The sequence below is a fragment of the Syntrophobacter fumaroxidans MPOB genome (assembly GCF_000014965.1).
GTDB lineage: Bacteria > Desulfobacterota > Syntrophobacteria > Syntrophobacterales > Syntrophobacteraceae > Syntrophobacter > Syntrophobacter fumaroxidans.
Genome location: NC_008554.1, coordinates 4,122,927 through 4,145,117, shown reverse-complemented (window position 1 = coordinate 4,145,117; position 22,191 = coordinate 4,122,927). Strand labels below are relative to the sequence as shown.

Here is a 22,191-nt window from a genome sequence, read left to right as displayed (position 1 = left end):
CCGAACCGGGTCTCAATACCGCAACATCATCAGGAGTCCCGACAGGATCAGGTAGATGGCGACGATATAGTTGAGGAGTTTCGGCATGATCAAAATGAGAATGCCCGTGATCACGGATACGACTGCCTGTACCGGTACATGTGGAGGATAACTCATTTCACTCTCCAGGCGCAAGGTTGCCGGTTCGGGAGTTCTCCCCGGCGCGGCCGCCCAATGCGGCATCGCGTCGTTGAACGTCGTTCTTCTTGACTCTTCGGCGCACCGCTATACATTGTGGTGTCGGACTACACCATACTAAGTTTTTCGCAAGCAATGTCAATCAGGAGAAAACGTTGCAGGCCGGGCGTTTCGGAAACGCCTGCCCGGCTGTTCCGACGTTTTCATGCGGGGGAGAACGCATCTGATGAAGACCAAACCCGTGCTTGTCATCGGGGGCACCGGCTACGTGGGAGGCCGCCTGATCCCCAGACTCCTCGAGGCCGGCTATCGCGTGCGGGCGATGGTCAGGAACCTGGAGAAGCTCAAGTGTCGTCCCTGGTCAGGTCATTCACTCCTCGAGGCGGTCGAAGGCGACGTTCTCGATCTCGAATCGTTCAAGAACGCCTCACGGGGATGCCGGGCCGCGGTCTACCTAGTTCACTCGATGGTGTCTGCTTCCTCGGGGAAGTTTCCGCAGGCGGACCGCACCGGTGCGAGCAACATGGTTGTAGCCGCCGCCGCCGCGGGGCTCGACCGGATCATCTACCTGGGCGGACTGGGGAGCAAAGACGATCCTGCATTGAGCGAGCACTTGAAATCCAGGCATGAGGTTGCGCAGATTCTGCAATCCGGACCCGTTCCGGTGACCTTCCTGCGCGCAGCCATGATCCTCGGGTCCGGCAGCGCATCGTTCGAAATGCTCCGATACCTGGTGGAACGTCTGCCGGTCATGCTCACCCCGCCGTGGGTGCGTACCCTGGTGCAGCCCATCGCCATCCGAAACGTCCTTCATTACCTTCAGGGATGCCTCGAACAGGAGGCCTCAAGAGGCGAGACGTTCGACATCGGCGGGCCCGACGTGCTCACCTACGAAGACCTCATCCAGATATACGCCGAGGTGTGCGGGTTGCCCAAAAGAGTGATTATTCCGATTTCCTTTCTCACTCCGCACATGAGCGCTTTCTGGATACATATGATGACGCCGATCCCTTCTTCCATCGCGCTGCCCCTGGCTGAGGGTCTGCAGAACGAGGTCGTTTGCGGGGACACCCGAATTCACCATATCATCCCCCAGAGACTTCTCACCTGCCGCGAGACCATCGAACTGGCCGTGAAACGGGTTGAACAGCACACCATCGAAACCTGCTGGACCGATGCCGGCGAAATGCGCCCGCCGGAGTGGACTTATTGCGGGGATGCCGACTACTCAGGCGGGACGATCCTGGAATGCGGAAGCCGGATTCAACTGAGGGCGACCCCGGAGGAAATATGGGAGCCGATCAGTAAGATCGGGGGGCCGAGCGGTTGGTACTTCGCCAACCCGTTATGGTCTTTGCGGGGCTGGGTGGATCGGCTTGTCGGCGGCACGGGGATGAACCGGGGAAGGCGGGATCCGACGGAACTGCATACGGGCGACGCGCTGGATTTCTACCGGGTACTCGATGCGAGGGCGCCTCATCATCTGGTGCTCCTCTCGGAGATGAAGACCCCGGGGGAAGCCATTCTGGAATTCAAGATCACTCCTTTAGGAGAGGGGGTGACCGAGCTCGAGCAGCTGTCGAGATTTGTGCCGCGCGGCCTTGCAGGGCTTGTTTACTGGTATGGTTTGTTTCTCTTCCACGAATGGCTCTTCGGCGGCATGGTTTTCAACACCGCCAAGAAAACCGGGAAACCCATCGTCAAGGGCCCCGAGCGATTCACTCCGCGAATCCACCGGCCTTGCGGGATCAACCCCCGCGACCATTGATACCGTGCCGGACGGCCTCTCGGCCCATCGAACCGGAACGATCGAGAGGGGCGGGAAGTGCAAACGGAAACCGCGGGGGCGAAGATTCGGGCAGGGACTTGAGTGAAAGGTCGATGTTGACGAGGGCTTCCATGGCGGGCGCGGTAGTGATATAAAGATTTGTTGAACTTATGAAACTCCAGGACAACCGGGATCGAGCTTTCCCGGTCACCGACGACGCAGGAGGGGAAGAAGAATGCAGGAATTGATTGCGAAGCTCAGTCAGATGGAGGGTACGCATTCGCCTTTCGAAAATGCGGTGCGGGAACTGCCCATCCAGGTATGCCGGGTCTTTTTGGACGAAAAAGGTCGAATACGACCCGCCGCCTTTCGGGAAACCGACTGTGCCGTCCGGTGCAAAAACCCGGAGCGCATGGCGGAGATATTTCCGAAAACCACAGCCGGGCACGGATATTGTGTGCTTGAAGCATTCAGTTCCGAGCTGCCCTCAAAGGTAACCGGGAAACGAGTGGCCGTGCTGTTTTCGGGAGGCCCCGCCGCCGGCGGCCACAACGTGATCGCCGGACTCAAGGCGGCCCTCGGGCGCGGGAACACTCTACTCGGGGTCAAGCAGGGCCCGAAGGGACTGATCAATGGGGCGCTCTTCGAAATCACCACGGAAAGCATCCAGGCGCGCCTCAACACCGGCGGTTTCGATTTTCTCGGCACCGACCGGACCAAGATCAAGACCCCTCAGCAGTTTGAGAAGGTGAAAGACACCGTTCTCCGGAACAAGCTGGACGGGCTGGTGATCGTTGGCGGGGACGATTCCAACACCAACGCCGCCTACATTGCCGAATACCTCGAGGAACAAGGGATCAAATGCAGCGTCATCGGCATCCCCAAGACCATCGACGGGGACCTGGCCGTCGGCGCTCACCTTCCCATCTCGTTCGGCTACGACACCGCGACGAAGATCTATTCGGAACTGGTCGGCAACCTTACGCAAGACGCGGCTTCGGCGGTCAAATACTACCATTTCGTGAAACTGATGGGACGGACGGCAAGTAAGATCACCCTGGAGGTCGCGTTGCAGACGAGACCCGCCGTGGCGCTGATATCTGAAGAAATCGCCGAGAAGAACATGTCGCTTGACGATATCGTGGATCACATCGTTCGCGTCATCACCGAGCGCCGGCTCAAAGGGATAAACCACGGCGTCATCCTCGTCCCGGAAGGACTGATAGAATTCATTCCCGAGATGAGAACGCTGATCCAGGAACTCAACAGTGTCCTTGGCGAATACGAGAAGGACATTCGCGACCTGCCGACCCTGAAGAACAAACAGGAATTCATCTACCCGCTGCTCTCCCCCCAGTCGGCGCAGCTCATGGCTTCTCTTCCCGAGGATATTGAGGAAATGCTCATCCTCGATCGTGACGACCACGGCAACGTGAAGGTCTCACAAATCGAAACCGAGAGACTGCTGATCGAGAAGATCCGCTACAAGATGTCGGAAGTGAAGAGACATCCGGACAAGTTTTTCGGGCAGGGTCCGGGGAAGATCAACGCCACGCCGGAACAGATCGAGAAGATCCAGGGCACGGCCCTCTCCGTTCAGTCCCACTTTCTGGGATACGAGGGACGCAGCGCCAAGCCCACCTCTTTTGACGCTTCGTTCACATTCAATCTGGGCCTGACGGCCGGCTCCCTTGTCCTCTCCGGGAAAAGCGGGTATATGGCCGCCGTCACCGAATTTTACAGGGGAGGCAAGGTATTGGCCCTCCCGCTGGCCGGTCTGATCACCGTTGAAATGCGGAAAGGCAAGGAGGAAATGGTGATCGAGAAATCTCTCGTGAGCCTGGATTCTCCCGCTTTCAAAGCATTCGCACAAAACCGGGACAAGTGGGCGGCGGAAGACCGCTTCAACAGCCCGGGTCCCATTCAGCACTGGGGGCCCATAAGCAGGCAGTTGCCCCTTTGCGTGGCACTGGACCAGGACTACCCGGATTTCCGGGACTTCGAGCTGGGGGAAGAACATCGGATCACGTCCGAGGAGCTTTAAAGGGTTACGTCGCAAGAGTGGGCTGAGCGCAGCACGGGCCACGCAGGTTCCGAACGGTCCGGGTCCCGTTTCGGCGTTGCATCGGTGTGAGGCAGAGGGCGATTTTGCTGAAAGTCTACAAGGGCGGCAAAGGCTCCCCGCCCTCAAACAAGCGTCCCGTAATCGCCAGGGTCAGGTCCTTCATCCGGCTCCTGTGCGCGATGGTCTTTCTCGCCGTGGGCTGTTCGATCCTGTTGGTGGTCCTGCTGAAGTGGGTTGACCCGCCGTTCAGCTCTTTCATGGTCCAGGAGCGAGTGCGGGGGGCTTTTTCCGCGGGCGGGCAGCAGAAGATCCGGCATCGATGGGTGCCTCTGACCCGCGTGTCCCCCCATATCGCACTGGCCGTGCTTGCCGCCGAAGACCAGAGCTTTACGACGCATCGAGGGTTTGACTTCAAGGCGATCAGAAAAGCGATCCGGCAGAACCGGACGGGAAAACGGTTGCTGGGGGCCAGCACAATAAGCCAGCAGGTGGCCAAGAACCTCTTTTTGTGGCAGGAACGGAGCCTCATCCGGAAGGGACTCGAAGCTTATTTCACCGTGGTCATCGAGCTCTGCTGGGACAAGAGGCGCATTCTCGAGGTGTATCTGAACACGGCGGAATGGGGAGACGGCATCTACGGAGTGGAAACCGCCGCTCTGACCTATTTCAAGAAGAGCGCGCGGGAACTGAGCAGAGACCAGGCGGCCCTGCTGGCCGCGATCCTCCCCAATCCGTCGATCTACTCGGCCAGATCCCCTTCTTCGTATATTCTGCACCGCAAGAACTGGATTCTGCGGCAAATGCGGCAACTCGGCACGAAACCGCTGGATGCTCTAAAGCTCGGCCGCCCCTCCTCCGAGAAACCCGCAAAGGGGTATGCAGCGAAATAATGTTACTGATTCATCCTCCCGTCTTGAAACCCTGCGAGCCGCCGCCGGGTGTCGCCAGGCTGGCCGGCGCATTGAAACGGCACGGCATACGCTGCGCGGTCATGGACCTGAATGTCGAATCCATTCTCGCATCCATTCAGCGACCTTCGAACGCACGAGACAAGTGGACCGCCCGCGCCGTCCGAAATCGTGACGCCAACCTGCGATTCATGAGGAGCCGGGAATGCCGTCTCAACCTGGATCGTTACAAACGAACGGTCATGGACCTCAACCGGCTGGTGGAAACGGCGGCAGCCCCCGTTGCAAGGGCAAATCTCTCGAATTTTCAGCAGGAAGGGCTTTCCCCGGTTTGCAGCGACGACTTGCTCGAAGCGGCGCAAAGCCCCGAGAGAAATCCGTTCTATCCCTATTTCAGTCGTAGACTGTCGGATGCGGTCGAGGCGAACGGGCCGTTCCTGGTCGGATTTTCCCTCAACTTCCTGAGCCAGGCGTTATGCACGTTCGCCATGATCGGCTTTCTCAGGAAACGATGGCCGGAAATCAAACTGGCGATCGGCGGTGGACTGGTCACTTCGTGGGCCAGAAAACCGGGATGGCGAAATCCTTTTGCGGGACTGGTGGATCACCTGGTCGCCGGGCCCGGCGAAAGTGTCCTGCTGTCTCTGGCCGGCATGGAGAAGCCGGACGACCGTCATTCACTCCCCGACTTCGGCCATCTCCCGCTCGGTGACTACCTTTCTCCCGGCACCGTTCTGCCCTACAGCGCATCGAGCGGCTGCTACTGGAGCAAGTGTTCCTTCTGCCCCGAGCGCGCGGAAAATACCCCCTACGTCCCGGTCCCGCCCGGGAGGGTGCTCGACGATCTCCAATCCCTCGTCGGCGTCATGCAACCGGACCTCATTCACCTGCTGGACAACGCCGTCAGCCCGGACCTCATGCAGGCCATCGTGCGCCGGCCGCCGGGAACGCCGTGGTACGGCTTCGCACGAATCACCGAACACCTGGCCGATATCGATTTCTGCCGCGCGCTCAAGAAATCCGGCTGCGTGTTGCTCAAACTCGGGATTGAATCGGGAGACCAGGAAGTGATCGACCGGGAACGCAAGGGCATCCATCTCGAGACCGCCTCCCGCGTCCTCCGTTCGCTCCATGCCGCGGGCGTCTCCACATACGTGTACCTTCTGTTCGGCACGCCCTCGGAGAATCTGCATCGAGCCCGCCGGACCCTCGAATTCACCGTCCGGCACTCCGCTGAGATCGGCTTCCTGAATCTCGCCATATTCAATCTGCCGGTGTACGGCCCGGAAACCGATCGGATGGACACTCTGCTGCCTTACGAGGGCGACCTTTCTCTCTATACGGGTTTCAAACATCCGGAAGGATGGGACCGGAGCGCGGTACGACGGTTTCTTGACAAGGAATTCAAGCGGCACCCCGCCGTCGCAGGCATCTTGAGAAACGATCCGCCGTTTTTTACCTCCAACCATGCGCCGTTTTTTTGCAGTCGGTGATGGGAATCCCTCCTGCGCCGCGGCTCGGGGGGCGACTCCCCGGTGCGCCGTCAACGCGGCAACGGGACTCGGTTTCAAAGATCATTGCTGGGGGATTTGAGCTGTTTCGGCGGCGCCGCGTCGGGGGACCCTGCGCGGGGACGAGAAGGGGTCTGCCGTGTGCGGAGCGTTTGTCGAACAGCACGACGGCATGATCGCGGCTCGAATTGTGCGGGGCGCGGATTCGAGCCTTTTTCTCCCGTTGCCGGCAGCCTGGAACGCCCTCTTCCGGCACTGGCCGCAGCCCGGTGAAATCAGGTCAGGAGGAACATGTTCATGTCGTCCATGTCCACTTCGAGCTGGTTCTGCATCTGCTTGAGGATGATATCGTTGATGCCGAGCTTCTGGAAAATGGGATCGTTATCCGGGTCGAAGGGGCCGTCTGCGACATCATCCTGATCGAAAGCGTTCACGATCCGGTTGGCCGCATACACGGTGGCCGCAATGTGCTGCTCGTAGGGGGCGGCCTCCGGGGTATGATGGCTTCCCACCGCGGAAACCACGTCTGCGGGAAACTTCCAGCGTCGAACGATCAACTCTCCCAGTTCCTGGTGATTCACACCCAGGGCCTTCTTTTCGATGTCGATCAACTTCGAATGGCTTTGCTTGAGCTGCTTGAGACTGGCGTGAAGGTAGATTTTCGCGTACAGATCGAGCACCGTCTTTCCGACATCGTGGAGAAGTGCCGCCGTATAAACGGTCAGAGGCTTCTTTTGATTGAGCACGCGGGCCAGTCTTTCGCCTGTCAGGGCCGTGGCGACCGAATGGAGCCACAACCGGCGATGATGCATTTCCTGGCCGGAGATTTCCCCGGCAAAATAGCGCGAGGCGCTGGCAGCCAGGATCATCTCGATCAGCTTCTCACCCTTGAGGACCAGGACGGCATCCAGGAGAGAACCGATGGCAAAATTGCGACCGTAATGTCCCGACTGGCTCAGAGCAAGCACTCCTGAAGAAATGATGGGATCACTCTTGATCAGTCGTTCGATTTCTTCGTTCGATCCCGTTCCTTTGATCAGGGACATGACCTGCCAGGCTGTGGAGGGAAAGGCAGGCAGTTTTTCCGCAGTAGCGATGATGTCTTTGAGAAGGAGTTCGTAGTGGAGCGCTTTGACTTCAAATTCATCGAGTTCCCGAATCATCTTTCACTCCTGTCAACAATTCGCATCCGGACGCGAACCCTATCCAGCTTTCTTCCCGGACGTCGGGTAACCGCCTGTACAACAGAGAGGTCGGAGCGAGAGATGGCGGGTGGAGCACATGGCAGAGCGTGCGGTTACGAGGACAGACCTTCCCACCGCTCATTATATAAGAGCGCCCGGCGACCCTGCTACCGTATCCTCAGAGGGGACTTAGGCCAGTGGCTTTGCGTCCCGGTCTTTCGACCAGTTTGCCATTATCGAACATGAGCATTTAATCAGCCTTTTCTCACCGTGTCAAGATCACCGGTCACCGCCGCTCCCCTCGGAAGGCACTCTGTATCACCGGTATTCCTTTCCTCCGCTCTCTCATCGGCTGCGCTCTCGACGCTTCTCGTTCCGGACGCGCACCGCACCCGCCCCGATCGGCCTATCGCCGCGCAACGCGGCAATCCGTCGCGGAACGACCGCTTCTGGCGACGATCCTGATCTCGAAGAGCTTGGGCCACAACTTGCCCGTCACGAGAATGCGGTCTCCCTGCGCATCGTAGGCTATGCCGTTGAGCACCTCGGCCGAATGCGACTGACCCAGCCGGTCCCGCAGCCCACGCAAGTCGATCCATCCCCGAACCTGTCCGGTGTCGGGGGATATTCGCGCGATCACGTCCTCACACCAGATGTTGGCAAAAATCTCCCCTTTGATGAATTCCAACTCGTTCAGTCGCGTCACCGCACCCCTGTCGTCGCGAACCTCGATCCGCCGTGTTTCCGAAAAGGTCTGAGGGTCGAGGAAATAAAGCCTCGCGCTGCCGTCACTCATGATCAGTTCCCTGCCGTCGTGAGTGATCCCCCATCCCTCCGTGGGATACGTGAATTCACCCTGCTGCTCAAAGGACTCCCGGTCGAACACGAACCCGACGCCCGTCCGCCAGGTGAGCACGATCAGCTTGTCTGCCCAGGCGGTCAATCCCTCGCCGAACACTATCCCGGGAAGCGGCTTGAACTTGGCGACCTGCCCTGTTTCGAGTTCCACCCTGCGCAGGCTCGACTTTCCGGTCAACCCGGTGCTTTCATACAAATATCGGTGAGAAAAGGTCAAACCTTGAGTGAATGCGCCGGGATCATGCGGAAATTCCCGAACGACTGCAACATCATACACCGGCAATCGAGAACCGTGAATACGGGACCGCTGTGCGTGGAGGAGGTCGCCCAGGCCCGGGTCGAGACCGGGGAGGCGGACCGTGGGGAGAGCGGCCGGGCGGACGCGCAACGCTTCTCCTGGGTCGCAGGATCGGCCCCGGCCAAGCTTATTCCCGCCCCTCTCATTTCCGGTCGAACCGGCGTCGTGCAATCCTGAAGCCGAATCGGGGCAGGGAAACCCCGTCTCGGGAGGACCGGAAAGAAGCACGCTCAAGAGCACGATCAGCAGCCCGGCCGCCCTGCGGGCCGTTTCGACGTTGCGCCTCCCGTTCGAAAAGACGGGAGGCCGTTTCTTGAACGATGAATGAGGAGCGATCCCGCTAGCCAACCTTCACTCTTCCCACGCTGTGGTAGGCAAAACCGAGCTGAGCCATCGCCTTCGGCCTGTAAACGTTGCGAAGGTCTATGAATATGGGTTGCTTGAGCGACTGTTTGATGCGCATCAGGTCCAGAGCGCGGTACTCGTTCCATTCGGTCAGGAGAACCACAGCGTCCGCACCTTCACAAGCCTCGTACGGGCTCGAGCAATACTTCACTCCGGGAAGAACCTTCGCCGCCTCCGGCATTGCCTGGGGGTCATGAGCGCGCAATCGGGCTCCATGCTCCAGCAGCGTTGAAAGAATGGTCAAGGCGGGAGCGTCGCGGAGGTCGTCGGTTTCGGGTTTGAATGCGAGGCCCAGCACGGCGATGGTCTTTCCCCCCTCATCGCCGCCCAGGGCTTTCCTTATTTTCCTGGCCATCCTGGCCTTTTGAGCCGCGTTGACTTCGACCACCGCTTCCACGATGCGGCAAGTCACTCCGTTTTCCTGCGCGATGCGCAGCAGGGCATGGGTGTCCTTCGGGAAGCAGGAGCCGCCGTAGCCGGGGCCGGCATGCAAAAACTTCTTCCCGATTCGCCCGTCGAGGCCCATCCCTTTTGCCACATCCTGGACATCCGCTCCGATCTCTTCGCAGATGTTGGCCACCTCGTTGATGAAACTGATCTTGGTGGCCAGAAAGGCGTTGGCGGCATACTTGGTCAATTCGGCCGTTTCTATGCTGGTTATCACGAAAGGGGTCTCGATGAGGTACAATGGGCGATAGACCGCTTTGAGGACTTCCTCGGCCCTGGTGGAGTCCACGCCGATCACGACCCGATCGGGATGCATGAAATCGTTTATGGCGGCACCCTCCCTCAGGAACTCCGGGTTGCTCGCCACGTCGAAGGTCGCCGTGGGATTCGCCTCCGACATGATCCTGGCCACCTGGCGCGCCGTTCCAACCGGCACCGTGCTTTTGTTCACCACGACCGTGTAGTCGCTCAAAAAGGGGGCCAACTGCCGCGCCGCGTCATACACGAAGCTCAGATCCGCGTAACCGTCCCCCCTGCGGGATGCGGGGGTCCCCACCGCAATGAAGACCACTTCGGCCTCGGGCACTCCCGGGCTATACCCCGTCGAGAACACAAGCCTGTTGGCCTCGAGGTTTTTTTTCACCAGGACATCCAGCCCCGGTTCATAAATCGGTATTTCTCTCTGTTCAAGACGGGCGATCTTCGCTTCATCGTTATCGATGCAGGTGACCTCGTGTCCGAATTCAGCAAAGCACGCACCGCTCACCAGCCCCACGTACCCGGTTCCAATCACGGCGATTCTCATCTTGTTCCAATCCCTTCAATTGAGCCAAACGTGGACAAATCCTCGTGCCCGCGCGAGCACGTTCGATTTGCCCGCATATTTAACAAGTTCCGAAGCGCCTTACAAGAGCCGACATGGCCGCTCGCAGCGACGCACGTCCTTTCGGATCATATCTCTTGGCTTCAGCGCCTTTCTGGACGATAATACCATAATTGAGCATCCAATCATGCATCCATGTCGGGGGAACCTTGGGAATCGACGCGCACGGTTCATTTGACCGCAGGAGAACGAGAAGGGGATCCCCCCGCAAATTCGTTGCGAAAGAGCGTCAGCGGCCGTTTTCCTTCAACATTCACCGCAGCCTCCAACGTATATTGGAGAAGATAGGGGTTCCCGAGCCCAAACCGTTCGTTCCCGATCCGTTTCAGTTGCAGGCGCTGGAGAAGCTCGACGCTTCCGATGTATTGGTTACCGCGCCCACCGGGGCCGGAAAGACCTATATCGCCGTCGAGGCGATCCGGAAAGTGTTCGGTCGAGGCGGCAAGAGCTGGTACGCATCCCCCCTGAAAGCGCTTTCGAACTCGAAATACGAAGAGTTTATAGCCGATTTCGGCGCATCGAACGTGGGAATACTCACCGGGGACCGCAAGGAAAATGCGCAGGCCCCGATAATCGTGGGAACGACCGAGATCCTGCGAAATCAACTCTACGACACCATGCACCGGGGAGAAGATCTCGAGGTCGACCTGGTGGTGCTCGACGAAGCCCACTATCTCGGCGACGAGGACCGCGGAGTGGTCTGGGAAGAGGTCCTGATCTACCTGCCTCCGCGCGTGAAGCTGCTCCTGCTTTCGGCCACCGTCGAAAATGCGGGGGATATCTGTGCATGGCTCGAGTGGCTGCGCCGCTCCCCCTGCTCCTGGGTCAACACCGAGGAGAGACCCGTCCCGCTTTTCCCCCTCTTTGTCTTTCCGTCGGGCGAGCTGACTCCCCTGGGGACACGGCGCGGGTTGTTCGCAAAGATTCGCGGCGTGGAACCCGGGTCGTTTTCACGGAACGAATTCCCCAATATCCCCGGGCTTATGGAGGTGCTGGACCGCGCCAATCTCCTCCCCGCGATCTTCTTTCTGAAGTCGAGGGCCGATTGTGACCGGGCAATCTCCCTGTGCGGGGCGCCGCGCCGCAAATCGGAAGAGGTGAAACAATTTCACAGGAGGCTGAGCGGGCTCCTCGACTCGTTCCCGTTTCTCAGAAACCACCAACACCTGTCCATCCTCCGGGAAACCGCGGTCGGGGCGCACCACGGCGGCCAACTGCCGCACTGGAAGCTCCTTCTTGAAAGACTCATGCAGCAGGGACACCTGCGGGCCATCTTCTCGACATCCACGGTGGCTGCCGGAGTGAACTTCCCCGCGCGCACGGTTGTCGTCCTGCAAAGCGACCGGTTCAACGGCAGGGAATTCCTCGAGCTCACCGCCACGGACCTGTTGCAGATGACCGGCCGAGCCGGACGGCGCGGAATGGATGAAATCGGTTTTGCGCTCGTCGTTCCCGGACCCTTCCAGAACCCCCAACTGATCCACGATCTGCTGAAAAGCCCCCCGAATCCGATCACCAGTCAGATTCGGGTGAACCATTCGATGGTCCTGAACCTGCTTCTCTCCCACGCTCCCGAGGAAATACGCACCCTGTTCGGCGCGTCCCTGGCCACGTTTCAGAACCTCCATCGCGAAAAAGACATCTCGCGGGAACTCGATGAGGCGCGCATCGAACTCGATAAATATATTCCCGAAACGGCGTGCGGATCGGTGGAACAACTCGCCGAGATTCGCCCTCGATACGACGCGTTGAGGGAAATGCGGCGAAGAGCCAAGAAAAACCTGAGGAGGCAAACGACGTCCGGTTCCATGGGATCATTGCTGGTTCCGGGCAGAGTATTTCGCAGCAGGCGGGGTACCCCCTATATTGCGGTCGCACATCCCCAGATCTCCCGAAGGTCCGTCGAAGCGGTACGGCTGGCGGAGCCCCTGCGCTTTCGCAGGGACCACGTACGGACCCATCACGTGGTCTTCCATCGCATCATGGACCTGGGCGAGCTCATCACGCCCCTGCCTTCCCTCAAGAACCGGCAGGAATGGGAGGCGTTGATGTTCGAAGCGACCGAGCATCCGCCGCGCCCGATGCGCTGCCGGCCCGAGGGGGAGCCGACAATGCCCGTCCCGGACGCGGTGCGCGAGATCAACGAGCTGACCGTTCAACTGGCGGCGCTGCCCTGCGGCACGTGCGCGCTCTTCGCCCCGTGTCTGAAAGGCACTTCCCACCCTTTCACCGCTGCGCTGCAACGCCACTTCGAATACCGTGCACGCGTGCTGACCATCCAGGATCAGCTCTGGCAATCCTTCCTCAAGCACCTCCGTCTCCTCGGGGATGAAGGATACGTGGACGCCGCAGGGCGGCTCACCCGTGACGGCACCTGGGCATCGAAACTCAGGCTGGACCAGCCGCTGCTCATCTCAGAAGGGATCCGTCGCAACGCTTTCCCCGCCGAAGACCCCGAACTGCTGGGTGCCCTCATTGCGCCTTTCGTCATGGACCGGGAAAGGCACGGGGACATCCAGCTCTCCTCGCTGGTCTGGAAATTCCCGGGTCTGGCCAAGCCTTTTTTCCGCATGTTGCACAGTCTCCAGCCTCTGCGGGAAAGACTCCAGGCCGAGGGCTTCTCCGTTCCCCCCATGCCCTTCTGGGCTACGGCAACCGTCTATCACTGGGCCGGAGGATCGTCCTGGCAGACCGTCAGGGAAATCTCGGGCATGGATGAAGGGGACCTTGCCATGCTCATCCTGCGGACCGCCGATCACCTCCGGCAGATCGAGTCCCTCTCGGAGACACACCCATCCCTGGCCGCCGCCGCCCGTCGCGCCATCGAGCTGATTCTCCGGGAACCCGTGCTGGTCGAATAGCCCGCCGTCCCCGTCCGATTGACCGCATGATGCCCTCTCCCCGGGAGATGCCGCGGCGCTGCAGTATTTCAAATGAGACTCACACACCGGCTCACGCCCGGTTGACTCCATGATTTCCGGCTGAGGGCGAAGGGGCTTGACTCGCCAATCCTTTCATGAGCTAATATTTATTCTTCGTTCTCGATCGCTAACGGAGTTGCCGGCATGCAAGTCACCAGCAGCGTCAAGATCACGTCGAGTCATATTCCCACAGGGATTTGGGTTCTTGGTTTCGTGAGTATGCTGATGGACATCTCGTCGGAGATGATCCACAGCCTGCTGCCCCTGTTCATGGTCACGGCGCTGGGGGCCGGCGCCTTTGCCGTCGGCGTGATCGAGGGGCTCGCCGAGTCCACGGCGCTGATTGTCAAGGTATTCTCGGGGACGTTGAGCGATTACCTCGGCAAGCGCAAAGGGTTGGCCCTGTTGGGCTATGGGCTTGGCGCGTTGACCAAGCCGCTGTTTGCGATTGCATCCGGCATCGACCTTGTGTTCACCGCACGCATGCTGGATCGGATCGGCAAAGGGGTGCGCGGTGCGCCGCGCGATGCGCTGGTTGCCGATATCGCACCGCCCCACTTGCGCGGTGCGGCATTCGGCCTGCGCCAGTCGTTGGACACCGTGGGAGCGTTTGTCGGCCCGTTGCTGGCGGTCGTATTGATGCTCCTATGGGCGAACGATTTTCGTGCCGTGTTCTGGGTGGCGGCGATTCCGGGTCTGATGGCGGTCGCGCTCCTGTTCCTCGGCCTTCACGAGCCGGCACGTCATCCGGGCGACAAGCGCGGCAATCCGATCCGCGGGGAGAACCTGCGCCGTCTTGGCGGCGCTTATTGGTGGGTGGTCGGCGTCGGCGCGGTGTTCACCCTGGCACGTTTCAGCGAGGCTTTCCTCGTCCTGCGAGCCCAACAGGGCGGCATTCCGGTTGCTTTCGTGCCGCTTGCGATGGTGGTGATGAATGTCATCTACTCGTTGTCTGCGTACCCATTCGGCAAGCTTTCCGATCATGTGAGCCACACAAAACTGCTGGCACTCGGATTGCTCGTTTTGATCGGGGCCGACCTGTTATTGGCGATGAGCGATCACTGGGAGGTCATGCTTGCGGGTATCGGCCTTTGGGGTGTGCACATGGGCATGACCCAGGGGTTGCTCGCGACCATGATCGCGCATACGGCACCGCCGGACCTGCGCGGCACAGCCTACGGCTTTTTCAACCTGGTGAGCGGACTGGCGATGCTGCTGGCAAGCGTGTTGGCCGGACTGCTTTGGGATCGTCTCGGCGCGGCATACACCTTCTATGCCGGCGCGGTGTTTTGCATCCTCGCCCTCGGCGGCCTTGTCCGGACGGCGGGCCGGCGACCGGTTCCACTTCAGGAACCTTGACGCGCGACGGCGATACGACGGGCTGCCGAAGGGGAGGAAGACCTCGGGCTTGTGTTTCAGGGAGTCACACGGGCAATCCCCCGGCCATCGACCGCGCAGCGTGAATGATAAACCGTGATGGGAACGCCGATCGGGCCGGCTCAGCCGAGCTTGCGCGTCATGATTTCCTTCAACAGGCGGGGGTTCGCCTTGCCCCGGGTTGCCTGCATCGCCTGGCCCATGAGGAATCCCAGGGCTTTCGATGCCCCTTTTCTGAAATTCTCCACGGCGGAAGGGTTTTCTTCCAGGACCCGATCCACGACCGCTTCCAGTTGGTCGGCCTCCGAAACCTGCCTGAACCCCCCCGATTCAACAATTACCTTTAGTGGAGCGTCGCTTCCCCGGAGCTTTCCGAGAATCTCCTTCGCCGCGCTGCTGTTGATTTCATCGCGTTCCAGCATCTTGAGCAGACCCGCGAGGCGATCCGGCGTCAGGCGGCTCGTGGAAACCGTTTCATCGCACTCCTTGAGCAGGGGCAGCACCTGGCCGGCAATCCACTGGGCCGCGAGCCGCGACGACACGCCGCAGTCCGCCACCGCTTCGAAGTATTCGGACACGGACCGCTCGGAACACATGGTCGCGGCATCCTCGTAAGTAAGCCCATAGTGCTTCACAAAACGTTGCGCCTTCTGCTCGGGCATTTCCGGCAGGCGTGTGCGCACCTCATCGAGGTATTCACTTTCGATCACGATCCGCGGCACCGAGGGATCCGGCACGCAAGGGCCTTCAAATTTCCCCCGCATGGGAGACGTCACGCGTTTTTCCGGATCCCAGAGGCGGGTGTGAAGCACGATGGGCTCTCCGTCCACGAGACATTCCTTCTGCCGCTCTATTTCATACGCGATGGCATCCCCCACGCTCCGGATGGAATTCATGTTCTTGATTTCCACCTTCGTGTTGAATTGATCGCTGCCCGCGGGCCGGATGGAGACATTGGCGTCCACGCGCATCGTCCCCTGTTCCATGCTGCACTCCGAACTGCCCGAGTACCGGATCTGCCGGATGAGGCAGCGCAGAAACTCCATCGCGTCCCCGGAATTGCGCAGATCGGGCTCCGTCACGATCTCCACCAGGGGCATCCCCGCGCGGTTGAAGTCCACCAGGCTCACGGGCGTCCTTCCTTCATTCTCATGGACGAGCCGTGCGACGTCCTCTTCCATGTGTACTTTCCGAATCCGGATGGTCTTCCTTGCTCCGTTCGCATCGGTGACGTTCAAATGACCGTTCATCGCCAGAGGCATGTGGAACTGGGAAAGTTGGTAACCCTTGGGCAAGTCCGGATAATAATAGACTTTCTGATCGAATGCGCTTTCCTTTTGAATTTCACAGTCCAGCGCAAGGGAGGCGAGAATCGCCTGCTCGAGTGCCTCCCGGTTGAACCTGGGGAGATTGCCCGGCAGCCAGAGACATATCGGGCAGGTGTTTCGATTCGGTTCATCCCCCGGCCTGCTCGGACACCGGCAGAACATTTTCGTTTCGCAATTCAGCTGGACGTGTATTTCGAGCCCTATTACCGCCTCGTGATCCATACTCATCCTGTTCCTTCCAATTCTTGAAGTATCCTGCCCGCAATCCCGAGAAGGAGCTCATCGCCAAAGGGCGCGCCCATGAGCTGAAGGCCGAGATCCCCGCCTTCACACGTCACAAGCCCCGGGAGTGTGAGCACGGGTTGGCCGGTCACATTCGCGGGAAGCGTGAGCGAGAATGCCTCATAGAGTTGCCCGACGGTATTGGCCCTCCCAAAATCCGACGCGGCCCGCCGGGCGGGAGAGACAACCACGTCCACCTCCCCGTGCAGCCTGCGGCTCTGCCCGACAAGCTCCGAGCGAATCCTGCAAGCCTTTTCGAAAACGGCGTATTGCTCGAACTGGAAGCAGGCGCCCTGGAACAGGTACGCCTTCAAAGGCAAGCCGAAGGATTCGGCCCTTGACCGCAGATACATCTCGTTCCAGTTCCTGGAACCCGCGGCCCTGTGCCCGTAGCGCACCCCGTCGAATTTGCCGCAGCTCGACGATGCTTCGACCGAACCGATCACATTATGGACGACCGGGAAGAACTCGTACTTATCGAACGGTATCTCCCGAACGGCGATGCCCACGCGTTCGAGGTTCGAGAGTGCGGCCTCGAAGGCGGCGCGTTCGATGGAAGAAAGGCCGTGCAAGCATTGAGCAACCACGCCGGCGCTCAGCGGCCGACGGCCGGGCCCCGCGGACGGACTCAATGAAGGCGGGGCGGGATCGGGCAAGGACGGATCCCGGTCGTCACCGCCCCGGATCGCGGTGAAAACATCCTCGATGTCCCCGAGCCTTTTCGCCAGGATACTGCAGCAATCCATGGAGGGAACCAGGCCCACAAGGCCGAAACGGGACACCTGCCCGTAGCTCGGTTTGAAACCGAAGACACCGGCTGAAGCGGCCGCGGCCCGTGCTTCACCCATGGTGTCCGTCATCAGGGCAACGTCGACGTGTCCGCCGGCCACGGCTTTCCCGGCTCCGTCCCCGAGAAGGCCGAAGCCCAGCTCGCACGAACGGGTATTGCCGACAAGGCTTGCACCGGCGTCCCTCAGGCGTTCAACCACGGTGGCGTCCTCGACCGCCACAAATCCCCGCAGCGCCGCGCTGCCCGCTTCCGTGGGCCACCCCTGGACCGATATGCAGGCCTGAACCGCCGCCCGCTTCCCGACGAGCGCTCCTCGCGCGATATTCGAACCCGGCCGTGTATCGATATGACAGAAGATTTCCGAATGCATTGGACTCTCTCCGATTGTCCCCCGCCGCTTTTGCTTCATGCCTGCGCTTCCCTGAGCGGCGTCAGGGGAACGCGATCCGTCCCGGTCCACGCCAGGCCCGATCACAGTCCTATTCCAGGATGCTCGCCACCTTGTAGTAATTCCCCTTCACCGACGGAGCGTTCTTTAAAATCTCGCCGGTTGCAGCCAGGGAGCACTCCCGGGCCCCCATTTTTTCGCCCATGCGGTACACTGCGGAGACGGGCGAGAAGAGAGGCTCGAAATCGCAGTCGATTCCCTCCAGGGTTTCGACCATGCGCACGGCATCGGCAAGCGCGGTGGTGATGGCCGCACGTTCGGCCTCGTCGAACCCGATCCGGGATACCCACGACAGGGAATCGATAAGTTCCTTGCGCTCCTGCAGGAGCCGAACCTGCCTCGCTTCCCCCATGTCCGTCAGGCCAAGCTCCCTGAGCTGTTCCTGCGCCACCTGCGAAGGCGCTCGGGTGAGGGGACAGTATGCGCTGCGGTTCTTGGGGAATGCCGTGACCTCGCGAATGGACGGCGTGCGCAGGATCATGGAGACCACCCTGTCCAGTCCCAGGGCAATCCCTCCGTGGGGCGGCGCTCCATAGTCCAGCGCGCGGACGAAAAAGCCGAACTTGTCTTCGATTTCCTGTTCGGAAAGCCCGAGTGCCCGGAAAATCCGAAGCTGAATATCCTTTTTATTGATGCGCATGCTGCCGCCCCCGAGCTCCTCTCCGTTCACCACCAGGTCGTAAGCGCGGGAACGAAGATCGAGGAGCCCCTGGAGATCGAGGGGATCAAAACTCTCCCGATCCGGAGCCGTAAAGGGGTGGTGGCTCGAAGTGACGCCGTCCTCGGTGGCTTCGAAAAGGGGAAAATCCGTAACCCACAGGGGATGAAAGACTCCGGGAGGGATCAACCCCAGCCTGTCCGCCAGGTGCAGACGCAATTGCCCCAGAGCCGACAACACCAGGTCGTGGGAGGCATCGGCAATCATCAGGATGACGTCGCCGTCGCGTGCATGGAAGCGCCTCAGCACTGCGCCTTTTTCCTCCTCGCTGAAAAACTGGACGATGTTCGAATCCAGCCCCCCTGCCGACACCCGCATCCAGGTCATGCCCTTTGCCCCGAACGAAGGCACGATTTCCTTGGCGTATTCGTTCTGGAGCACGTTCTTGCTGAGCTTCTCCGACTGCCCGCTGACGTTGATGCCCTTGATTCGCCCCCCACGCTGGAGAATCTGCTTGAAAATTCCGTAACGGGTGTTTTCGAAAATATCGGTCGCCTCGATGAATTTCAGGTCGAAACGGGTATCGGGCCGGTCCGAACCATATGTTTCCATGGCTTCGCCGTAAGGCATCCGGGGAAAAGGACGCGGCAGCTCGATTCCCCCCACCTCGAACATCCGTGCCACGAGCTCCTCGGTCAGCTCGAAGATGAATTCCTCGTCGATGAAAGACGCCTCCATATCCAGCTGAGTGAATTCCGGCTGCCGGTTCGGACGCAGGTCCTCGTCGCGAAAGCACCGGACTACCTGGAAGTAGCGCTCGAACCCCGCCATCATGAGCAGCTGTTTGAAGAGCTGAGGCGATTGCGGAAGGGCGTAGAACTCCTTCGGATGCACGCGGCTCGGCACCAGGTAATCCCGAGCCCCTTCCGGAGTGCTCTTGGTGAGGATCGGCGTCTCGATTTCCAAAAAGCCTCGCGTGTCCAGAAAATCACGGGCGCGTTTGATGATGCGATAACGTTTGGCGAGGTGATCCTGCATGCTCGGACGACGCAAGTCGAGATAGCGGTATTGCAGCCTGAGATCCTCGGAAACCGCATCGGCGCGTCCCGATCCGCCTCCGGCCGTCATCGCCTTTTCGGAAATGGGAAAAGGCAGGACGACCGAAGCGGCAAGGATGGAGAGCTCCCGCACCATCACCTCTATTTTCCCGGTCTCGATATGAGGGTTCTCCGTCTCCTCGGTGCGCCTTTGAACCCGGCCTTGCAGCGAAACACAAAACTCGCTCCTCAGCGATGACGCCAATTCGTAAACCCGGCGAGGGGTGTGCTCCGGGCTGAACACCGCCTGTATGAAACCCGTACGGTCACGCAAGTGAATGAAGAGCACCTCCCCATGATCCCTCAAGGCATCGACCCAACCGGAGAGACAGACCTCGCTGCCAACGTCCGAAAGACTCAGATTCCCACAAAATGAGCGGTCGTTTTCTGCCATTTTCCGCTTGTCCTCCCCCGGATTCCCGATCGCGGTCTCCGCATACTTCCCGCCACGGCGTCTCGCCGGACAACGCCTCCCAAGGCGATCCCCATATCCTCCACCGAAGACATGGCCCCTTCAACGGTTATGAGTCACACTGAAAACACAGGCGCAATTCTAAGTCAAACCGAAAAACACGAAGCTACGTCCGGCGGGCACATCGGTCCGCAGCAACTGTGTTCTTCAGTAGGGTGGGATGCGCGACAGCGCAGCCCACGGTCCCAATGCCCTTGCCCCAGTGCTTGGCACCATGAATGATCTGGAGCCGACGCGTGGAACGCCCTCATTAAAGAGGCTAGTGGCCGCGCGCTTTCGCAGCGATCATGACCAGTGCGGGCGCACGAGGCCCGGCTTGAGCGTGGGCACGGAGGAACCGTGCCCACGCTACGGATCCGCACGGTCCCCGGGGTTTATCCCCGCCCGGGTCAACCTCCCCCGACGGGCATGTGTTGTGCCGTCTTGAACGCACCTCGGTATGAGGATTCCGGAAGGGTTCCCGATGGAATGCTCCCCATCTTTATAAAGTTGCGCTACTAATAAATAATGATTATTATAAAGTCGTGCCAAGAGGAAATTGGCACTCGAAGAGGGCCTGCCTCGAATGAACAGTCAGCGGATGAGGCGGGCGAAGGAGGAAAAAATGGAATACAAGGATGGTGGGCTTTGCGTGATGCAGGATCGCAGATTTGCGAGCGGTCAGGAAATCTGTGACGATAAGAGCTGTTATCGGTGCAATAACGGAAACTGGGAACCCAGATTCATTGATCTGGTCTACGGTGTCGGTCCGTAACCCATGCCCGCAGGCTCGAGTGCTGACGTTCACGTTACGGACATGTGCGCGGGATCGGAGAATCGACCGGTAAATCATGTTCCCGTGGAATTCGGCTCCGATCCATCTTAGGGTAAGGCAAAAAAGAACCGCCCCTGATGCAGTGGGGCGGTTTTTTTTGCGAAACGATGAGCTGCCCCGGGAAACCCGGAGCAGCTTACATTCAGACTCCCGGAAACTTGACCCGGAGTGTGCTGACTATGCGTGTTTCTTCTCCGGCGGCTTCGTCATGAAAACGATCGCCGTTCCGAGGGCGCACAGAGCTGCTGCGCAAAGGAAGGGAAGGTAGTACGTCCCCGTCGTATCCTTCAGCCAGCCGCCGACCCAGGGACCGGCAAACCCGGCGAGACCACACGCCGTAAACAGGAGGCCGTAGTTGCTGCCCTGCGCCGTCGGCCCGTAGAACTGGAGGCACGTGGCCGGGAACAATGTAAACATGGCGCCATAGTTCCAGCCGATGACGATGGCAACGATCGACAAGCCGACGACACTGCCGCCGAGCTGAAAAATCGCGATCATCGCCGCTGTCTGCAAGGCAAACAGTGCGGCAAAGTAGACTCGAATACCGATCTTGTCAACAAACCAGCCGGAAAGAATACGCGTCGCCGCATTGCTGAAGGCAAGGGAGCTGACCGCACCGGCGGCGGCCATGGCCGTAAGACCGGCGTCTCTTCCAAAACCGGCGAGATGTCCGATGACCATCAAGCCTGCAAACGAACCGCAGAAGTAGGCCAGGTAGAGCAGCCAGAACTTGGTATCCCCCTTGGCCTCTTCGTACGTCCAGTCGCGGGTCACCTTGGGTGCTGCCGCGCCCGCAGGAGGCGCGGGAGGAGTGTAACCGGCCGGCTTCCAGCCCGCGGGCGGCGGCTCGAGAAAAGCACCGGCAATCAGCGCCATGATCCCCATGGCAACGCCGCAGTACCAGAACACGTAGCGCCATCCCATGCCGGGTTTCTCAATGATGTAGGTCGCCAGGGGGCCCATGAGAAACGATCCGAGACCCAGACCTACCACCGCGAAACCCGTAGCGAGCGCCCGTCTGTCCGGCCACCACTTGGGCGCCGTCGCGATGGGCGGCAAGTAGATCATCCCGCCGCCGAAACCGGCAATGACACCGTACGTAATGTAGAGCTGATACTTTGACTGGATGAATCCCGACAGGATGAATCCGATCGCCAGCAGGACACCGCCCGTCATAACAACCTTGCGGGGACCCATCTTGTCGCTCAATCGCCCTGCGGGAAACGTCATCAACCCGAAAATCAGACAACAGATCGCGAACGCCATGGCGATCTCTGCGCGGGACCACCCGAATTCCGCGTTCAACGGCTTGATAAAAACACTCCATGCGTAAAGAAGCATACCGCATGTGGTGCTACCCAGTAAGCCCAAAAGCAGGGGGACCCATCTCGGCATCGTCGTTTGCTGGTCTGCCATGCCAAATCCTTTCATTTATGATTGTTCATGTATCGAAAATGATCGGAATGCTAATACGTGTCACAAAAAGCCCCAGAGTTCATC

At 59.9% G+C, this 22,191-nt stretch carries 16 protein-coding genes and 1 riboswitch; of the genes, 8 read left to right on the top strand and 8 right to left on the bottom strand.

The features are described 5' to 3' along the window. Positions 1-12: 12 nt before the first annotated feature. Positions 13-156, bottom strand: a complete 144-nt coding sequence (locus SFUM_RS22665) for a DUF3096 domain-containing protein (protein ID WP_011700175.1) — start codon at positions 154-156, stop codon at positions 13-15. A 247-nt stretch (positions 157-403) separates the two neighbouring features. Here SFUM_RS22665 and SFUM_RS17440 point away from each other — a divergent pair, with 247 nt between their 5' ends. The 4 genes from SFUM_RS17440 to SFUM_RS17425 all read left to right on the top strand — a co-directional run bounded on the left by SFUM_RS17440 (position 404) and on the right by SFUM_RS17425 (position 6,411). Then, entirely contained in the window at positions 404-1,945 is a 1,542-nt protein-coding gene (locus SFUM_RS17440; RefSeq protein ID WP_011700174.1) for an SDR family oxidoreductase, read from the top strand. A 235-nt stretch (positions 1,946-2,180) separates the two neighbouring features. Further along, positions 2,181-3,989, top strand: a complete 1,809-nt coding sequence (locus SFUM_RS17435; RefSeq protein WP_011700173.1) for a diphosphate--fructose-6-phosphate 1-phosphotransferase — start codon at positions 2,181-2,183, stop codon at positions 3,987-3,989. Positions 3,990-4,093: 104 nt separating this feature from the next. Beyond that, positions 4,094-4,900, top strand: a complete 807-nt coding sequence (gene mtgA / locus SFUM_RS17430; RefSeq protein WP_208597071.1) for a monofunctional biosynthetic peptidoglycan transglycosylase — start codon at positions 4,094-4,096, stop codon at positions 4,898-4,900. Continuing rightward, positions 4,900-6,411, top strand: coding sequence for a B12-binding domain-containing radical SAM protein (locus SFUM_RS17425; protein WP_011700171.1), 1,512 nt, complete (start codon positions 4,900-4,902; stop codon positions 6,409-6,411). Before mtgA ends, SFUM_RS17425 begins: the two co-directional genes overlap by 1 nt. Before the next feature lie 293 nt (positions 6,412-6,704). Here the strand turns inward: SFUM_RS17425 and SFUM_RS17420 are convergent, their stop codons facing one another. Both SFUM_RS17420 and SFUM_RS17415 read right to left on the bottom strand, forming a co-directional pair. Beyond that, positions 6,705-7,592 carry an HDOD domain-containing protein gene (locus SFUM_RS17420; RefSeq protein ID WP_011700170.1) on the bottom strand — a complete coding sequence of 296 codons (888 nt, stop codon included), beginning with the start codon at positions 7,590-7,592 and terminating at the stop codon, positions 6,705-6,707. A gap of 175 nt (positions 7,593-7,767) precedes the next feature. Continuing rightward, a riboswitch (cyclic di-GMP riboswitch) is annotated at positions 7,768-7,855 on the bottom strand. A 164-nt stretch (positions 7,856-8,019) separates the two neighbouring features. Beyond that, complete coding sequence (locus tag SFUM_RS17415) at positions 8,020-8,748, bottom strand: glutaminyl-peptide cyclotransferase (RefSeq protein ID WP_244148127.1); 729 nt, start codon at positions 8,746-8,748, stop codon at positions 8,020-8,022. On the opposite strand from SFUM_RS17415, the gene SFUM_RS23835 reads away from it, so the two are divergent. After that, a complete protein-coding gene (locus SFUM_RS23835; protein WP_167321295.1) occupies positions 8,713-8,946 on the top strand; it encodes a hypothetical protein in 234 nt (77 codons plus the stop codon). The two genes, SFUM_RS17415 and SFUM_RS23835, sit on opposite strands and share 36 nt — an antisense overlap. A 163-nt stretch (positions 8,947-9,109) precedes the next feature. On the opposite strand, the gene SFUM_RS17410 is transcribed toward SFUM_RS23835, so the two are convergent. Further along, the gene (locus SFUM_RS17410; protein ID WP_011700168.1) at positions 9,110-10,426 is read right to left on the bottom strand and encodes a UDP-glucose dehydrogenase family protein; all 1,317 of its coding nucleotides are present in this window, start codon (positions 10,424-10,426) and stop codon (positions 9,110-9,112) included. 353 nt (positions 10,427-10,779) lie between these two features. Between SFUM_RS17410 and SFUM_RS22060 the strand changes: the two genes are divergently transcribed. Both SFUM_RS22060 and SFUM_RS17400 read left to right on the top strand, forming a co-directional pair. Then, positions 10,780-13,365: a DEAD/DEAH box helicase gene (locus SFUM_RS22060; protein ID WP_167321372.1), complete on the top strand. Its 2,586-nt coding sequence runs from the start codon at positions 10,780-10,782 to the stop codon at positions 13,363-13,365. A gap of 204 nt (positions 13,366-13,569) precedes the next feature. Then, positions 13,570-14,784 (top strand): MFS transporter, encoded by a 1,215-nt coding sequence (locus SFUM_RS17400; RefSeq protein ID WP_011700166.1) that lies wholly within the window; start codon positions 13,570-13,572, stop codon positions 14,782-14,784. A 140-nt stretch (positions 14,785-14,924) separates the two neighbouring features. Here SFUM_RS17400 and gatB read toward each other — a convergent pair whose 3' ends face one another. The 3 genes from gatB to aspS form a co-directional block, all read right to left on the bottom strand. Continuing rightward, positions 14,925-16,358, bottom strand: coding sequence for an Asp-tRNA(Asn)/Glu-tRNA(Gln) amidotransferase subunit GatB (gatB, locus tag SFUM_RS17395; RefSeq protein ID WP_011700165.1), 1,434 nt, complete (start codon positions 16,356-16,358; stop codon positions 14,925-14,927). Beyond that, positions 16,355-17,572, bottom strand: coding sequence for an amidase family protein (locus SFUM_RS17390; RefSeq protein WP_011700164.1), 1,218 nt, complete (start codon positions 17,570-17,572; stop codon positions 16,355-16,357). The genes gatB and SFUM_RS17390 overlap by 4 nt, the downstream gene beginning before the upstream one ends. Positions 17,573-17,681: 109 nt before the next feature. After that, positions 17,682-19,799 (bottom strand): aspartate--tRNA ligase, encoded by a 2,118-nt coding sequence (gene aspS / locus SFUM_RS17385; protein WP_011700163.1) that lies wholly within the window; start codon positions 19,797-19,799, stop codon positions 17,682-17,684. A gap of 682 nt (positions 19,800-20,481) precedes the next feature. Between aspS and SFUM_RS23180 the strand changes: the two genes are divergently transcribed. After that, positions 20,482-20,631, top strand: a complete 150-nt coding sequence (locus tag SFUM_RS23180; RefSeq protein ID WP_153307220.1) for a hypothetical protein — start codon at positions 20,482-20,484, stop codon at positions 20,629-20,631. Positions 20,632-20,868: 237 nt separating this feature from the next. Here the strand turns inward: SFUM_RS23180 and SFUM_RS17375 are convergent, their stop codons facing one another. Next, on the bottom strand, positions 20,869-22,107 hold the full coding sequence (locus SFUM_RS17375) for an L-lactate MFS transporter (RefSeq protein WP_011700162.1): 1,239 nt from the start codon (positions 22,105-22,107) through the stop codon (positions 20,869-20,871). Positions 22,108-22,191: the final 84 nt, after the last annotated feature.

What these genes read in the sequence shown, in the direction of transcription:
- SFUM_RS17440 (WP_011700174.1), top strand. Translation starts at nt 404, where the DNA reads ATGAAGACCAAACCCGTGCTTGTCATCGGGGGCACCGGCTACGTGGGA.
- SFUM_RS17400 (WP_011700166.1), top strand. Translation starts at nt 13,570, where the DNA reads ATGCAAGTCACCAGCAGCGTCAAGATCACGTCGAGTCATATTCCCACA.
- SFUM_RS17420 (WP_011700170.1), bottom strand. Translation starts at nt 7,592, where the DNA reads ATGATTCGGGAACTCGATGAATTTGAAGTCAAAGCGCTCCACTACGAA.
- SFUM_RS17425 (WP_011700171.1), top strand. Translation starts at nt 4,900, where the DNA reads ATGTTACTGATTCATCCTCCCGTCTTGAAACCCTGCGAGCCGCCGCCG.
- SFUM_RS23180 (WP_153307220.1), top strand. Translation starts at nt 20,482, where the DNA reads ATGGAATACAAGGATGGTGGGCTTTGCGTGATGCAGGATCGCAGATTT.
- aspS (WP_011700163.1), bottom strand. Translation starts at nt 19,799, where the DNA reads ATGGCAGAAAACGACCGCTCATTTTGTGGGAATCTGAGTCTTTCGGAC.
- gatB (WP_011700165.1), bottom strand. Translation starts at nt 16,358, where the DNA reads ATGAGTATGGATCACGAGGCGGTAATAGGGCTCGAAATACACGTCCAG.
- SFUM_RS22665 (WP_011700175.1), bottom strand. Translation starts at nt 156, where the DNA reads ATGAGTTATCCTCCACATGTACCGGTACAGGCAGTCGTATCCGTGATC.
- SFUM_RS17435 (WP_011700173.1), top strand. Translation starts at nt 2,181, where the DNA reads ATGCAGGAATTGATTGCGAAGCTCAGTCAGATGGAGGGTACGCATTCG.
- SFUM_RS17410 (WP_011700168.1), bottom strand. Translation starts at nt 10,426, where the DNA reads ATGAGAATCGCCGTGATTGGAACCGGGTACGTGGGGCTGGTGAGCGGT.
- SFUM_RS23835 (WP_167321295.1), top strand. Translation starts at nt 8,713, where the DNA reads ATGCGGAAATTCCCGAACGACTGCAACATCATACACCGGCAATCGAGA.
- SFUM_RS17390 (WP_011700164.1), bottom strand. Translation starts at nt 17,572, where the DNA reads ATGCATTCGGAAATCTTCTGTCATATCGATACACGGCCGGGTTCGAAT.
- SFUM_RS17375 (WP_011700162.1), bottom strand. Translation starts at nt 22,107, where the DNA reads ATGGCAGACCAGCAAACGACGATGCCGAGATGGGTCCCCCTGCTTTTG.